This window comes from Halorubrum sp. Ea8 (genome assembly GCF_002252925.1).
GTDB lineage: Archaea > Halobacteriota > Halobacteria > Halobacteriales > Haloferacaceae > Halorubrum.
This window is the reverse complement of the sequence record NZ_NHPF01000103.1, coordinates 77,409-93,111: the sequence shown is the minus strand read 5'-3', so window position 1 is coordinate 93,111 and position 15,703 is coordinate 77,409. Positions and strand designations below refer to the sequence as shown.

12 protein-coding genes are annotated in these 15,703 nt (G+C 67.9%); 9 read left to right on the top strand and 3 right to left on the bottom strand.

Features of this window, described 5'->3' with window-relative positions; translation table 11 throughout:
* Window positions 1-172 precede the first annotated feature (172 nt).
* Window positions 173-478 (top strand): GYD domain-containing protein, encoded by a 306-nt coding sequence (locus DJ74_RS12040; protein ID WP_094527395.1) that lies wholly within the window; start codon window positions 173-175, stop codon window positions 476-478.
* Window positions 479-643: 165 nt separating this feature from the next.
* Here the strand turns inward: DJ74_RS12040 and DJ74_RS12035 are convergent, their stop codons facing one another.
* Window positions 644-1,306 (bottom strand): hypothetical protein, encoded by a 663-nt coding sequence (locus tag DJ74_RS12035; protein ID WP_094525769.1) that lies wholly within the window; start codon window positions 1,304-1,306, stop codon window positions 644-646.
* 725 nt (window positions 1,307-2,031) lie between these two features.
* Between DJ74_RS12035 and DJ74_RS12030 the strand changes: the two genes are divergently transcribed.
* The 8 genes from DJ74_RS12030 (at window position 2,032) to DJ74_RS11995 (ending at window position 12,373) form a co-directional block, all read left to right on the top strand.
* On the top strand, window positions 2,032-3,141 hold the full coding sequence (locus tag DJ74_RS12030) for a DegT/DnrJ/EryC1/StrS aminotransferase family protein (RefSeq protein WP_094527394.1): 1,110 nt from the start codon (window positions 2,032-2,034) through the stop codon (window positions 3,139-3,141).
* Window positions 3,138-4,115, top strand: a complete 978-nt coding sequence (locus tag DJ74_RS12025) for a Gfo/Idh/MocA family protein (protein ID WP_094525767.1) — start codon at window positions 3,138-3,140, stop codon at window positions 4,113-4,115. The genes DJ74_RS12030 and DJ74_RS12025 overlap by 4 nt, the downstream gene beginning before the upstream one ends.
* Window positions 4,116-4,490: 375 nt before the next feature.
* Window positions 4,491-5,078 (top strand): acyltransferase, encoded by a 588-nt coding sequence (locus DJ74_RS12020; protein WP_094525789.1) that lies wholly within the window; start codon window positions 4,491-4,493, stop codon window positions 5,076-5,078.
* A 1-nt stretch (window position 5,079) separates the two neighbouring features.
* Window positions 5,080-6,465 carry a nucleotide sugar dehydrogenase gene (locus DJ74_RS12015; protein ID WP_094525766.1) on the top strand — a complete coding sequence of 462 codons (1,386 nt, stop codon included), beginning with the start codon at window positions 5,080-5,082 and terminating at the stop codon, window positions 6,463-6,465.
* A gap of 70 nt (window positions 6,466-6,535) precedes the next feature.
* Window positions 6,536-7,573, top strand: coding sequence for a DUF354 domain-containing protein (locus DJ74_RS12010; RefSeq protein ID WP_094525765.1), 1,038 nt, complete (start codon window positions 6,536-6,538; stop codon window positions 7,571-7,573).
* Entirely contained in the window at window positions 7,570-8,520 is a 951-nt protein-coding gene (locus DJ74_RS12005; protein ID WP_094525764.1) for a glycosyltransferase family 4 protein, read from the top strand. The genes DJ74_RS12010 and DJ74_RS12005 overlap by 4 nt, the downstream gene beginning before the upstream one ends.
* A gap of 219 nt (window positions 8,521-8,739) precedes the next feature.
* Entirely contained in the window at window positions 8,740-10,563 is a 1,824-nt protein-coding gene (gene glmS, locus DJ74_RS12000; RefSeq protein WP_094525763.1) for a glutamine--fructose-6-phosphate transaminase (isomerizing), read from the top strand.
* Between the two features lie 127 nt (window positions 10,564-10,690).
* The gene (locus tag DJ74_RS11995) at window positions 10,691-12,373 is read left to right on the top strand and encodes an asparagine synthase-related protein (RefSeq protein ID WP_094527429.1); all 1,683 of its coding nucleotides are present in this window, start codon (window positions 10,691-10,693) and stop codon (window positions 12,371-12,373) included.
* Between the two features lie 179 nt (window positions 12,374-12,552).
* Here the strand turns inward: DJ74_RS11995 and DJ74_RS11990 are convergent, their stop codons facing one another.
* Complete coding sequence (locus DJ74_RS11990) at window positions 12,553-14,289, bottom strand: CARDB domain-containing protein (RefSeq protein WP_094527393.1); 1,737 nt, start codon at window positions 14,287-14,289, stop codon at window positions 12,553-12,555.
* A gap of 152 nt (window positions 14,290-14,441) precedes the next feature.
* The gene (gene glmU / locus DJ74_RS11985) at window positions 14,442-15,623 is read right to left on the bottom strand and encodes a bifunctional sugar-1-phosphate nucleotidylyltransferase/acetyltransferase (protein ID WP_094527392.1); all 1,182 of its coding nucleotides are present in this window, start codon (window positions 15,621-15,623) and stop codon (window positions 14,442-14,444) included.
* Window positions 15,624-15,703: the final 80 nt, after the last annotated feature.

Here is a 15,703-nt window from a genome sequence, read left to right as displayed (position 1 = left end):
CCCACGGACGGGCCCTCTGACGGTCAGTGAACCTCGGAAGCCGAGTGGGCGCTCGTCGCACCGGGCCGCGGCTGCGACGCTCTCGCGTCAGAAGCGGTCGCTCGGGACCGAGACGGGCGATGAGGGAGTTAACGGCCTCATAACTTAGCCTCGGGACCGTCGAGATGAGTCGATGCCACAGCAGAACGAATTCACGGAGTACGCGCTCCTCGCGGACATCCGGACGACTGACGTTCAGAATCCCCAAGAGCTCGCCGCGATCTGGGGACCGATACGACGGGAGTGTACGGACGTCGGTGCCGAGGTCACTCACTCGTACGCGGTCCTCGGCGAACACGACTTCCTCGTCTTGCTGGACGCACCGAGCCGGGACGTCTGTTTCAAGGCCTCGCTGATCATGGAGCGGCACGGCCTCGACGTCCAGTCGATGGAGGTGGTCCCGACAGAGGCGTTCGGTGAACTCGTCGAGGACCTCTGAGTCGGAGCGGCGACTGGCACGGAGCGTCGCATCGGACACCGCCGTTCGGTCCGCTCGCCGCGTCCGGTCGCTCCCGCGAAACAAAGAGTCGTCGTCGCTCGGCGCGTGTCGGTCGCCGTTCAGTTCTTGTCCGGTGTCGATCTCTGCGCGGTTCTCGGTCGCCCTTCAGTTCTCGGCGGATGACGGAACGAGTTCGGAGCGGTACGCGTACGCGACCGTGCCGACGAATATCGCGAGCACGACGGTCGCGACGGAGAGTCCCGAGAGCAGCGGCGTCAGTAGCCCGGCCCAGCCGGCGGCCACTAGGAGCCCGGCGCCGCCCGCGGTCTTGAGGAACGTCTCGCGCCGCTCGTTTTCCGCCGAGGTCGCGGCCGTCTCGGCCGGTGCGCTCTCGGTCGATGGCTCCGGATTCAGGTACCGCTGTACCCGGTCGAGCCGCGGCCGAGGCTCGACGTAGCCGCGCGGTTTGTTGTAGTCGATGAGCCCCAAGTCGTCCAGCTTCGGGAGGTGAGACTGGTACAGCGCGATGTACACGCGCTGGCGTTGGTCCGAGTGCAGCCGCTGTACCGTCGTGTCGTTCTCCCACGCCGCGATCTGAACGGCCATGTCCCGCATCTCGATGACGTCGTCGACGTCGTCCAAGTAGCGGAGGACGTTCCGCCGACGCTCGTTCTGTAGGACGTGAAACACGTCGTCTAATTCGAGCGGTTCCGTGTCGGAACCGGCGTCCTCGATACCCGGAAGCGAGTCGACGGACACGTCGTCGTCGGTCTCTTGGTCCGGTTCCGAGGGTGTCGGTTCGCCGTCTGATTTAGATGCTGCTTTCATCTCTGTCTCGACCTCAACTGGATACAATTATCTACAGATAGAAAAAAGGGAGATACATTTGTGGAGGATTACGCCATCTTACTCACCTTTTCACCGAGTTTCAGTCAACTCCATAAGGTTGCGCAGCCGATTCGTCTCACGAACACGTACGCGGAGATATATTGTCGAGACCGGACGGAGTCGTCACGTCCCGCGATTTTGTTCCGAACAGTATCGACCGTCTATCATTACAGTAGTAGCGGTGTAATCCCACGCGGTATCTGGCGGTTGGGATCGGCCTAAGTCACGGACCGGCGGCCCGCCTCTCGGGTCGGCGATAGGTCGGGCGCCGGCCCCGGACCGAGACCGGCGTAATGCCGGTGTCCGCCCGTGCCGGGACGCGTGCGGGCGAGGGGGGACATGCGGGCCGACCGGGGCGCGTGCGGGCGACAGGGGCGCGTGCGGGCCGACCGGAGCGCTCCCGACGCTCGTCCCCGGAGTGCGCGTCGCTCAGAACGGAAACGGCCGCCGGCGACGTCGGTCGGTGACGCCGGCCGGTGGCCGGGGGATCGAGGCGCGATCCCGACCCGTCGACCGCGAAACTGCCCGCAGACGGGGGGAAGCGGTTACCTGACCGATAATAATGCGGTGTGGCTCCGAGAGATCATCCTACCGATGTTTGCGACGACCGCTGCGACTACCGTGCCGATGGATCGACTGGACCGCGGCTCGCCGGGACCGGTCAGATGACGGTGCCGATCGCCGATCCGTCCGTCGGAACGGCCGAGCGCGAACGCCTCGAATCGGTGCTCGCCTCGGGCCAACTGGCGGACGGCAACGAGGTCCGCGCGTTCGAATCGGCGTTCGCGGAGCACTGTGACGTCGACCGGGCGGTGGCCACCGCGAACGGGACGGCCGCGCTTCACGCCGCCCTCAGAGCCGTCGGCGTCGGCGACGGGTCGGCCGTCGTGACGACGCCGCTCTCCTTCGTGGCGACGGCGAACGCGATCCGGTTCACGGGAGCGACGCCGGTGTTCGCGGACGTCGACCCGGAGACGTACAACCTCGACCCCGACGCGGTCGAGGCGGCGATCCGGTCGGAAGGCGGCGACGTCGACGCGATCCTCGCCGTCCACCTGTACGGGTTGCCCGCCGACCTCGGACGGCTCCGCGAGATCGCCGACGCCCACGACGCCGCGTTGGTGGAGGACGCCGCGCAGGCGCACGGGGCGACGTACGACGGGCGGCCCGTCGGCGCGATCGGCGACGCGGGGTGTTTCTCGTTTTACCCCACGAAGAACATGACGACCGGGGAGGGCGGCATGGTGACGACGGACAGCGCCGACGTCGCCGACCGGGTCCGCCGCTTCATCGACCACGGCAGGGGAGACGGGTCGTACGAACACGCGACGCTGGGGCACAACTTCCGGATGACGAACCTCGCCGCGGCGATCGGCCGGGCGCAACTCGAGAAGCTCCCCGAGTTCGTCGAACGGCGCAGGGCGAACGCCGCCCGCCTCACGGACCGGCTGGCGGAGACGCCGGTGACGACGCCGACCGAGCCCGCGGAACGCCGACACGCCTACCACCAGTACACCGTGCGCACGAGCGATCGCGAGCGGCTCCGGCACGCGCTCGAAGAGGCGGGGATCGAGTCGGGCGTCTACTACCCGACGGTGCTCCACGAACTGGAGAGCTACTCGGGGGTCGACGCGAGCGCACCCGTCGCGGAGCGAGCGACCGGAGAAGTGCTGTCGCTTCCGGTTCATCCGAAGGTGTCCGCGTCGGATATCGAGGCGATCGCCGAGGCGATCGACCGGGCGCTTTCGGCCGACGGGCCGGAGGTGCCCCGATGAGCCCCGACCGCGTCCGAGCCGGCGTCATCGGGGCCGGCAGCATGGGACAGAACCACGTTCGCGCGTACGACGAACTCGCGGGGGCCGAGCTGGTCGGCGTTCACGACGTCGATTCGGAGCGCGCCGAGCGCGTCGCGACGGAGTACGGGAGTCGGGCGCTGTCGTTCGCGGAGCTCCTGTCCGCCGCCGACGTCGTCACCGTGGCCGTCCCGACGGAGTACCACTTCCAGGCGGTGCGCGAGTGTATCGACGCCGGCGTCGACGTGCTCGTGGAGAAACCGTTCGTCGAACACGTCGACCGGGGACGCTCCCTCCTCGAGTACGCCGACGAGAGGGGCGTCACGGTCCAGGTCGGGCAGATCGAGCGGTTCAACCCGGCGGTCCGAGAGCTGTTCACCCTGCTTCCGGACGTCGAGATCCGCGCCGTCGAGGCCCGTCGGCTCGGACCGCCGCCGGACCGGGCGATCGACGACTCGGTCGTGATGGACCTCATGATCCACGACATCGACCTGCTCTTACAGATCCTCGACGAACCGGCGGAGGTCGCGGCGGCGAGCACGGGCGACGGGGAGTACGCGACCGCGACGGTCAGGTCCGAGTCCGGCGCGATCGGTACGCTGACCGCCAGCAGAGTGACGCAGGAGAAGATCCGCGAGCTCGTCGTCTCCGGCGCGGACCGGAAGATCGAGGTCGACTTCATCGACCAATCGATCGAGATTTGCCGGCGCTCGGTCCCGGAGTACGTCCGAGACACCGGCTCCGTCAACTACCGTCACGAGACGGTCGTCGAGAACCTCGTCGTCGAACGCCACGAGCCGCTGAAAGAGGAGCTCTCGTCGTTCATCGCGGCCGTCCGGGAGGACGAGGAGCCGCTCGTTACCGGGGAAGACGGGCTGCGCGCCGTCGAACTCGCCCAGCGGATCGACGGTATCGGCACGCCCGTCGAGGAGTTCGAGATCGAACGGACGGCGTGAGCCCGAGCCGGGACCCCTTCGGCGACCGATACGACCGCGTCGCGGAGAAGTCGCGCGGCGGGCCCTTACGACACTCGTAAGCGCGATTCGCCGACTCGCGACTGACCTATGGGCCCCCATAATAATCCCCCGTCACGGGGAATGGTGTGACGAGTATGCCTTCGAAATCAGCAGTCGCCGCGGGTATCGCTCTCGTCACCGTCACGCTCCTCGTGTACATCCGCCGATCGGCGGACGAGCGGTGACCGGATGCGTGACGAACCCGAGCGGATGCGCGACGAGCCAGACCGGAGACGCGACCAGCCAAACCAGATACGCGACGAGCCTGACTGGATACGCGGCGACTCAGACCGACCGCGCGACGACCCGGATCGGATGAGCGAACCCAACGTCGTGCTCGGCGACGACGTCGCGATCGACGATCCCCGTCTCGTCGGCTACGTCCACGACGAGTCCGCGCCGCCCGCGGTTATCGGCGACGGAGCGACCGTTCGGTCGGGGACGGTCGTCTACGCCGACGTGGTCGTCGGCGACCGGTTTCAGACGGGTCACGACGCGCTCGTCCGCGAGGAGACCCGGATCGGCGACGACGTCCTCCTCGGGACGAAGGCCGTGATCGACGGGCGGACGACGGTCGGGTCGGACGTGAGCATCCAGACCGGGGCGTACGTCCCGTCGGAGACGACGATCGGCGACGACGTCTTCGTCGGTCCGCACGCGGTCCTCACGAACGACCCGTACCCGGTGCGAGCGGAGACCGACCTCGAGGGACCGACTCTCGAAGACGGCGTCAGCGTGGGGGCGAACGCGACCGTTCTTCCGGGCGTCACCGTCGGGGAGGACGCGTTCGTCGCCGCCGGCGCCGTCGTCACGGACGACGTGGGCGCCGAGGAGCTCGCCGTCGGCAGCCCGGCGGACACGGAACCGCTTCCGAACGCACTCCGGCAGCGGAACTCGGTGTAACATGTACCAGACGCCTTCCACGAGCCGCGAGCGAAGCTACGCCGACGGCGTCGTCGAACGCGCCGCGGACGAGCGGTCGACGGCCGACCGCGCGCCCGACGTCGAGTCCGCGACGGTGTGTGTCGTCGGGCTCGGCTACGTCGGCGTCCCGCTCGCGGTCGCGTTCGACGAGCAGGGGTACGACATCGTCGGCTACGATATCGACCCGGACCGAGTCGCGGAGTTCCGGAACGACCGCGACCCCACGGAGGAGCTGGGAGACGACCGGATCGCCGACAGCCAGATCCGGTTCACCGACGACCCGACGGCGATCCGCGACGCCGACTACGTCCTCATCACCGTTCCGACACCGCTCGACAGCGGGCAGAACCCCGAGCTCGCGTTCGTCAGGAGCGCGGCGGAGACCGTCGCCGAACACGTGAGCGAGGACACGACGATCGTGTTGGAGTCGACGGTGTACCCCGGCGTCACGCGGGACACCGTGGCGCCGATCGTGGAGGAGGGTTCCGGGTTCACGCTCGGCGACGAGTTTCACGTCGGCTACTCGCCGGAGCGGCTCTCGCCCGGGGATCAGGGGCGAACGCTGCAGGAGGCGGTCAAGATCGTGAGCGCCGACACCGCGAGGTCGCTCGAGGAGCTCGCCGCCCTGTACGACTCCGCCGTGGACGCCGGGGTCTACCGGGCGCCCTCGATCGAGACCGCCGAGGCGGCGAAGGTGCTCGAGAACGTCCAGCGCGACCTCAACATCGCCCTGATGAACGAGATGGCCATCATCTGCGACCACCTCGGCCTCGACACGAGCGAGGTGATCGACGCCGCCGCGACCAAGTGGAACTTCCACGACTACAGTCCCGGCCTCGTCGGCGGCCACTGCATCCCGGTCGACCCGCTCTACCTCGCCCACGGCTCCGAGCGGGCCGGGTTCTCTCCGAAGCTCATCTTCCAGGGACGGGAGGTCAACGAGTACATGCCGAAACACGTCGCGGAGGTCACGGTCAAGGCGTTCAACGCGGTGGGAACGGTCCCGAGGGACGCCCGGCTGCTGATCCTGGGAGCCGCGTACAAACCGAACGTTGGCGATATTCGAACGTCGGAAGTGAAGAGCCTCGTCGCCGCGCTCGGCGAGTACGACGTCGACTGCGCGGTCTGTGACCCGGTGGTCGACGACGAGGTGATCGCCGACGCGTTCGGGACCGAGACGGCGACCCTGGGCTCGTTCGACGACTTCGACGGTATCGTGCTGGCGACCCCGCACGACGCCTTCGCCGATCTCGACTACGAGCGGGTGGCCGAATCGCTCAATTCGGACCCGGTGTTCGTCGACGTGGACGGCGTCGCCGATAGGGACGAGATCGGCCGGGCCGGCTACGAGTACCGACGGTTATGAGCTCGACGGCCTCCCGAGCCCGTCGGAGCGCGACCGATCGCGGCGGGACGACCGTCCCGGCGGGGGAAGCATGAAGATCGCCGTGACGATCCAACGACCGCCGCACGTGCATTTCTACCGGCACGTCATCGAGGCGCTCGAACCGACCGCCCACGAGACGCGGGTCTACGTTCGCGACTCGGAGATAACGACCGCGCTGCTCGACGCGTTCGGCATCGAGCACACCGTGCTGACCGACACCGCAAACGGGTCGATGGGGGGTCTCGTGACGTCGCAGCTGCTGTTCGAATCCCGACTGCTCCGTCGACTGCTCCGGTTTCGCCCGGACGTCGTGACGGGTATCGGCGGCCTCTCCGCGTCCCACGCGGGGACGGTGGCCGGCGCCAGAACCGTCGCGTTCACCGACACCGAACACGCGAGACTGTCGAACGCGCTCACGAGGCCGTTCGCCGACGCGATCCACACGCCGGACTGTTTCCATCGGGATTTCGGCCCCAAACACGCCCGATACGCGGGCTATCACGAACTCGCGTACCTGCATCCGAACCGGTTCGACCCGGACCCGAGCGTGCCGGAGGCGGCGGGAGTCGACCCCGCCGAGCCGCTCGCGGTCGTCCGGCTCACCGACTGGGACGCGATGCACGACGTCGGCGCCGGGGGGATGGCCGACGTGACCGACGTCGTCGAACGGCTGGAGGCGGCCGGCGCGCAGGTCCGGGTGACCTCGGAGGTGCAGACGTCGAGCGATCTCGACGATCGCGCCCTCGACGTCCCGCCGGAGGAGGTCCACCACCTGCTCGCGCACGCGGACGTGTATCTCGGTGAGGGGGCGACGATGGCGGCCGAGAGCGCCGTGCTCGGCACGCCCGCGGTGTACGTCAACACGCTCCGGATGGGGTACACCGACGAGCTCGAGGCGCGATACGGGCTGCTGTACAACTGTCAGGGCTCGTTCCGACACGACCGGGCGATCGAGACGGCTGAACGCGTCTTGAACGGTGACGAGGACCATGACTTCGAGGCGCGGCGTGACCGCCTGCTCGACGAGAAGACGGACCCGCACCGCTCGATACTGCGGGCACTCGGCGTGGAGGGGGTGCCGGCGTGACGGACCTCAGCGTCCTGCAGCTGGCGTCGTCCGAGGAGGCGTTTTTCACCCAGCAGGTCGACGCGCTGGAGGAACGCGGCGTCGACTGCACGACGCTCGTCGTCCGCGGCGACGCCGCCGAGGGCGACCCCCGCGGGATCAGCGCGTACGCGGAGACGTACGGCGACGTCCTCGCCGAGGCGAGCGGGTCGTACGATCTGGTCCACGCGAACTACGGGCTTGTCGGGCCGCTCGCGCTCGCACAGCCGGTTCGCCCGGTCGTGTTGACGCTGTGGGGGTCGGAAGTGATGGGATACTCGAACCGGCTCGACCGGGTCACCCGATTCGCCGCTCGACACAGCGACGCTGTCATCGCCCCGAATGAAGCCGTCTCTCGGCGGTTGGACTGCGACCACGAGGTCGTCCCGTTCGGCGTCGACCTCGAGCTGTTCAGGCCCATCGACCGGACCCAGGCGCGGAAACGGCTCGGGTGGGACCAGTCGAAGCGGTTCGTCCTCTTCCCGTACGACACGGACCGGGACGTGAAGGACTTCGAACGCGCACAGCGGGTCGTCTCCGAGGCCGTGGTGAACGCGGAGATCAAGGCGATCCACGGGCGCGAGTACGAAGAGATGCCCTACCTCATGAACGCCTGTGACGTCCTCCTCGTTACCTCCGAGCGCGAGAGCGGTCCGATGGTCGTCCGCGAAGCGGCCGCCTGTAACGTGCCGGTCGTTTCGACCGACGTCGGGTTCGCGGCCGAGACGCTCGCCGACGTGGAGAACAGCCACGTCGCCGACACCGACGACGAACTGGCCGACGCGCTCGACGCGACGCTCCGGTCCGCCGGCCGATCGAACGGCCGCGAGCGCGTGAGAGCGCATACGGCGGAGCGTATGGCGACCGATCTGCACTCGATCTACAGCGCCCTTCTCGCGACCGACGGCGCTCGGTTATCGTCCGAGTAAGCGATTCCGGGCGGGCGGCGTCCGAGCGAACGATTTCGAACGACCGAAAGTCGCCCGCTTAGCCTCTCGATAGTAATCCCCGATAACACCGATAGGCCGTGGTACGCATGGCAGTCTCCAATGAGCCGACGTCGGACACCGCTCGAGCGCCCGGCCCGAGAACGACGACAGCCCGCGACGAACGTCGAACGCCTCCCGTCCGAAGGGGTGAGCACTGAGATGTGCGGTATCATCGGGTGCGTGGGGGTCGACGACTCGGCCGACCGCGTTCTGAGCGGCCTCAAGAACCTCGAGTACAGGGGGTACGACTCCGCCGGGGTGGCCGTCAGCACGGCCGAGGGCATCGCAGTGCGCAAGCGCGCCGGGAAGATCAGCGACCTCGAAGAGCGGTTCTCCCGCGGGCTCCCCGATGGGGAGATGTCCGTCGGGCACACGCGCTGGAGCACCCACGGGCCGCCGACCGACGAGAACGCCCACCCGCACACGAGCGGGTCTGAGGACGTCGCGGTGGTCCACAACGGGATCATCTCCAACTACGAGACCCTCCGAGAGGAGTGCCGCGGCCGCGGATACCGGTTCACCAGCGACACGGACACCGAGGTCGTCGCCCACCTCATCGAACGGTACCTCGACCGGGGTGACGGCCCCGAGACGGCGTTCCGGAAGACGGTAGACCGGATAGCGGGGAGCTACGCTATCGCCGTCCTGATCGAGGGGTCAGAGACCGTATACGCGGCGCGGGAAGGCTCCCCGCTCGTGCTCGGGATCGGCGACGACGCCGAGGCGGGCGGCTACTACCTCGCGAGCGACGTGCCCGCGTTTCTCGAACACACCGATCAGGTGGTGTACCTCCAAGACGGCGACGTTCTCACCGTCTCCCCGGACGGCTACTCGTTCCTCGAACGGGGCGGGACGGAGCGGGAGAGACCGGTCGAGACGGTCGAGTGGAGCGCGGGCGAGACCGGCAAGGGAGGGTACGATCACTTCATGATCAAGGAGATCGAAGAGCAGCCGACCTCCCTCGCCGACACCTTGGAAGGGCGGGCCGATCCGGACGGCGGGATGATCGAGTTCGAGTCGTTCCCGGACGGGTCGTTCGCCGACGTTCAGGAGGTCCACTTGGTCGCCTGTGGAACGTCGTACCACGCCGCGATGTACGGCGCGAGGATCCTGAACAAAAGGGGCATCCGAGCGACGTCGTACCGGGCGAGCCAGTACGGGGACACCGTCCCGAAAGACGAGGAAACGCTGGTCATCGCGGTCACGCAGAGCGGCGAGACGGCGGACACGCTCGCCGCACTCAACGCCGCGAAACGCGACGGAGCCCGGACGTTCGCCGTCACGAACGTCGTCGGGTCGACCGTCTCGCGGGAGGCGGATTCGACGGTGTACATCCGGGCCGGTCCGGAGATCGGCGTCGCGGCGACCAAGACGTTCTCCTCGCAGGTCGTCACGCTCGCGATGCTCGCCGAGGAGTTCGCGGCCGACATCGATGGCGCGACCCCGCGAGACGACACGCAGGAGTTCGTGGCGGCGCTCTCCCGGCTCCCTGGGCAGATCGACGACGTCGTGTCCACCTCGCGCGTCACCGATCTCTGCGAGCGGTACACCGATCAGGAGGAGTACTTCTTCATCGGCCACGGACTCGCGTACCCAGTCGCGCTCGAAGGCGCGCTGAAGTACAAAGAGATCACCTACGAACACGCCGAGGGGTTCACCTCCGGCGAGTTGAAGCACGGCCCGCTGGCGCTCGTGACCCACGGCGTCCCGGTGTTCGCCCTCTTCACCGGAGAGAACGACGAGCGGACCCGCATCAACGCGACGGAAGCCCAGTCGCGGGGCGCGCACGTGATCGCCGTCGCGGGCGAGGGGATCGACGTCGACTTCGCCGACGAAGTCGTCCGCGTCCCGTCGACGCACCCGGACCTCAACGGCCTGCTGGCGAACGTCATGCTCCAGCTCGTCTCGTACTACTCCGCGAAGCTACTGGATCGCCCGATCGACAAGCCGCGCAACCTCGCGAAGAGCGTGACGGTCAACTAACAGTGAGCACCGACACGACCGCGAGATGCGACCGATGACCGACGCCACAGTCGAAACGCCCCCGTCGGATGACGAACCGGCCCGATCCCGACCGGGAACCACCTCGTCACCGAGCGAATCGGGGCTGATGAACGACGAGCTGTTCGGCGTCTTCGGCGATCGCGAACGCCTCGACGCGAGTCGGCCGGCGACGGAGTTCGACAGGGTCGTCGCCGGCGAGACGGTGACGATCGGCCTCCGCGGGAGCGAGGGCCGCCACCGCGAACGGTGTCACGTGTACGAGGGCCCGGACGGCTGCTGTGTCGTCTGGGGCGAGCTGTTCCCGCCCGAGTCGACGGATATCGACGCGGCCGAGTGGGTCTACGAACGGTTCGCGGCCGTCGGGACCGACGCGTTCGACGAGCTCAACGGCGCCTATCTCGTCGCCGTGGAGCACGACGGGACCGCTGCGATCGCCCCGGACCTCCTCCGATCCGTGGAGTGTTACGTCACGGACCGAGACGGGTACCGGGCGTTCGGAACCGACCCGGTCGGCGTCGCGCGGCTCGTCGAGGACCCGTCGATCGACGACCGCGCGCTGAACCAGTTCGTCCACTTCGGCGTGAGCTTCGAGAACAGGACGCTGCTCGAACGACTGCGGCGGGTCCCCTTCGACGCCGCGCTCGGCGAGCGGTCGACGACGGAACTGGAACGCTTCGTGTATCGACCGCGCGACGGCTCGCAGGCGGACCACGCGGCTGACCTCGCGGAACGGCTGGAGCGTGCGGTCGCCCGTCGCGACGGCGACGGCGCGTCCGCGGGTGCGCTGGCGAGCGCGGGCTACGACTCGCGGCTGCTGCTCGCGACGGTGTCGGACATCGACGTCAGCTACACCCTCGGGACGCCCACGGCGCCCGAAGTGCGAGTCGCCCGGGAGGTCGCGACGCAGTACGGCGTCGACCACGAACTGCTGCCGGTGACGGACCGCTACCTCGACGCCGACCCGGACGTCGTCCGGTACACCGGCGGGATACGGGAATCGCTCCACATCCACCACCGCGGCAACCGCGACGCGCTCACGCCGTCGAAGATGTACCACGGGCTGTTCCTCGACACCGTGTTGCGCGACCACTACGTCCCGTCCCGCACGATCGACGCCGTCGGTCACTCGCTCCCGATCGGGGGGCTGGAGTCGGATCCCGACCCGGTCGACCACTACCGGACGCGGCTCGGCTTCTGGGGCGACGGGGCGCCGCTCGCGGGCGGCGATGACTGGGACGGGACCGTCGACGAGCTGTTCGAGGAGTCGGTCACGACCGCCATCCAGAGCTACGGCCAGCGGTGCGACTCGACGTTGAACGCGATGGCGATGCTCGGAATCCAGCTCACGCCGGCGCTCCCCTTCCGAACGCAGATCGCCGACAACCACGTCGAGAGCCTCATCGCGGCCGACGCGGAGATACTCGACTGGCACCTCTCGACGCCGCCAGAGCACCGGAACGGGAAGACGTTCCAGCGGGCGCTGGGGCTCATCGACGACGATATCCTGAGGCATCGACCGCCGGACCGGCCGCACGAGTCGTACATGCTGAACCAGATAGAGGGGTTCCTCAGGCGAACCCTCCCGGGCGTCGACGCGCCGGGAACGCCGTGGCCCGACCGAGACGAGATTTACGCCGCCGCCGGGATGGACGAGCGGCTCTTTCCGGACTCACCTGACGTACACCGATTACCGCCGCGGATCAAGCTCCGGATCAACGACGCGCTCGTGTGGCTCGAGTGCGCGACGGGGACCGATCACGATCCGGAATCGCTGTTCAGCCTGGACTGAGGCGGCGCCTCCGGACCGCCTCTCGACCTCCGTGCGACGTCGTTCCCAGAGCGGAGACGCCCGTCCGAACCCGATCGCCCAGTGGTCGTGACAGGATAGCAGCCGTGGCAAAACGCCGCACCGTTTTCGCTCGCCTCCCCGGAGTTGCGATCGGGCGTATCGCCCGCTCTCACCGTCTTTTAGGCAGTTGATAGCGGGGAGGCTAGCGGGGCGAAGAGGTCTGTTCCGAGAATTCCACCGTCGTCGCTCGTGGTTCCGTCATCGTCCGTCGTATTCCCGTCATCGTCCGTCGTATTCCCGTCATCGGTCGCGTTTCCGCCGTCGGTCGCATTTCCGCCGTCAGTCGCATTTCCGCCGTCAGTCGCATTCCCATTGTCCGTCGTATTCCCGCCATCGGTCGCGTTTCCGCCATCGGTCGTGGTTACATCGTCCGTCGCGTTTTCGCCATCAGTCGCGTTTCCGCCGTCGGTCGCGTTCCCGCTATCAGTCGTGTTTCCTCCGTCGGTCGCATTCACATCGTCTGTCGCGCTTCCGCCGTCTGTCGCGTTTCCGCTATCAGTCGTGTTCCCGCTATCAGTCGTGTTTCCGCCGTCTGTCGCGTTTTCGCCGTCGGTCGTGGTTACATTGTCCGTCGCGTTTCCGTCATCTGTGTCGTTCTCCGTCAGTTCGATTTGAATCTCACGCGTGTCGTCGCCAGTGTCGACGACGACCCGGCGCGTTCCGGGGTCGTATCTGCTCGTGTTGACCGTATGTCGAGACGTCTCCTGCTCGCCGGCGTCCACGCTGACGGAGTCCGACTGGACCTGTTCGTCGCCAAACGAGAGATCGACGTCGGTCGAGCCGTCGGATCCGCCATCGTTGGCGACGGTGTACTCGACGGAGACCGTTTCGCCGACCGTCGCGTCCTCGGGGGCGTTGAGCCCGGTCACGTTGAATTCGGCGGGGCGAGTGTCCCCGTCTCCGCCGTCATCGGTGTTTCCGTCACCGCTGTTCCGGCTACCGGCGTTACTATTTCCGCCATCATTGGTCTGGCTGTCGTCGCTGTTATCGTTTCCACCGTTGGTCTGGCTGTCGTCGCCGTCGTTCCCGTCGCTGTCGTTCTCGTCGTCGTTGTTCCGGCCGTCGTCGTTGTCGTTTCCACCGGCGCGGTCGTCGCTGTCGTTCTCGTCGTCGTTGTTCCGGCCGTCGTCGCTGTCGTTTCCACCGGCGCGGTCGTCGCCGTTTTGACGATTATCCCCACCGGCGCGGTCGTCGCCGTTGTGACGATTATCCCCATCGGCGCGGTCGTCGCCGTTCTCGCTGTCGTTCTCCGTCAGATCGATCCGGGCGTCCTGGCTGTCGTGATCCGTTTCGACGAAGACCCGGGACGTCCCGGAGTCGTCCCCGTCCGTGTCGACGCTGTGACGGTACGTCTCCTCCTCGCCGGGGTCCATGCTGACGGAGTACGACCGGACCCGCTCATCGCCGAGCCTGACGCTGACATCGGTCGAACCGTCGGCATCGCCGCCGTTCGTGACGGTGTATTCGACGGTTGCGTCCTCGCCGGCCGTCGCCTCCTCGGAGACACTGAGCTCGACCACGTCGAACTCGGGCGCGCCGGTCTCATCCTCCGCCGTGGTCTCACCGTCGCTCCCGTCCTCGTCCGCCGTGGTCTCGCCGTCGCCCCCGTCCGGTGACGATTCGTTTTCCGTCCCGTCGTCGTCCGGGGCGGTCGGCGGCTCGGACGTGTCACCCGCGTCCGGTGTGCTCGCTCCGCCGTCGGTGAGCGATCCGATCGCTCCGGCCACCCCACCGAAGAATCCGGCGAACGCCAGCCCCGCGATGAAGAGGCCGATCCCGAACACGATCAGCAGCTGCTGGAGCCGGCGGTCGATACTGTCGCTCGACGACTGTCGCCGTCGGTTTGGTTGTGTCATTGGAACTGGAGTCCCCGCTGTGTGATAGGGGAGGGTTCGCGCTCTCCGGCCGTTATTATCGCCCTAGTAAATCCGCCCGCAACGAGCGTGACGCGGCTGCCGGCGACGACGACGGCGCGACAGACGACCCCTGACGGTGAGGACGCGACGGGCTATTTGTCGCGCGAAACGCGCTCCCCCGGCGTCGTCGTCGCGCCCGCCGAGAGGGTGACGCCGGGGTCGAGGCTGGTGTTGATCCCGGTTCGAGCGCCGTCCCCGATCACGGCGCCGAACTTCCGACGGCCGGTCGACACCCGGTCGCCTTTCACCGTGTGGTTCACCGGCTCACGGTCGTGTCGGAGGTTCGCGACGTTCGTTCCGGCACCCAGGTTGACGTCGCGACCGAGAACGCTGTCCCCGACGTACGAGAGGTGCGGGACGGCGGTCCCGGCCATGAGGACGCTGTTTTTGATCTCCACGCCGCTCCCGACGCGGACGTCGGCGCCGAGATACGTCGCGCCGCGGAGGTATGCGTTCGGCCCGACGGTGCTCCCGGCCCCGATCCGGACGGGGCCCTCGATCGTGACCCCGCGTTTCACCGACGCGCCGGGTTCGACGACGACGTTCCCGGAGACCGTCGCCTCCCGATGAACCGAGCCGTCGAGCCGCCGCGGCTGCCGCTCCAGTTCCGACGCGGTCGCTTCGAGGAGCTCCCACGGGCGCCCGACGTCGCTCCATCGATCGAACTCGACGAACGACACCGGCCGGTCGTCGATGACGCGATTGACCACGTCGGTCAGCTCGAACTCGCCGCGCTCGCTCTTCGGAACGTCGAGGAGGGCGGTCGCGTCCGCCGGGAACACGTACGCGCCGGCGTTCACCAAGTCCGAGGGCGGGTCGGACGGCTTCTCGACGAGCCCCTCTACCGCGTCACCGCGCGTCCGGAGGACACCGTAGTTCGAGGGGGTCTCGACGCGGTACGCGCCGATGCCCGGGCCGGAGTCGAACAGCCGGCGGAGGCTCTCGGCGTCGTACATGTTGTCGCCGTTAAGGACGGCGAACTGACCCTCCACGTGGTCGGCCGCGGCCCGCACGGCGTCCGCCGTGCCGAGCAGTTCGTCCTGTTCGACGTGCGTCACCGGAACCCCCTCGTAACGCGACCCGAAGTGCTCGCGGACCGACGCCTGTTCGTAGCCGACCACGAAGACGAGCCGTTCCGCGCCGGCGTCGACGGCCGCCTCCGCGACGCGTTCCACCATCGGAGCCGACCCCACGGGCAGCATCGGCTTCGGGACGTTCTCGGTGAGGGGACGCATCCGGGTGCCGCGACCGGCCGCTAGGACGATGACTTGCATTCAGTGCCGCGGTAGTCGCGTCGCTCCCATACTTAAGTGGGATCTAATGCCTCCGGTCGCGGTCGACGAGGCGGCTCGGG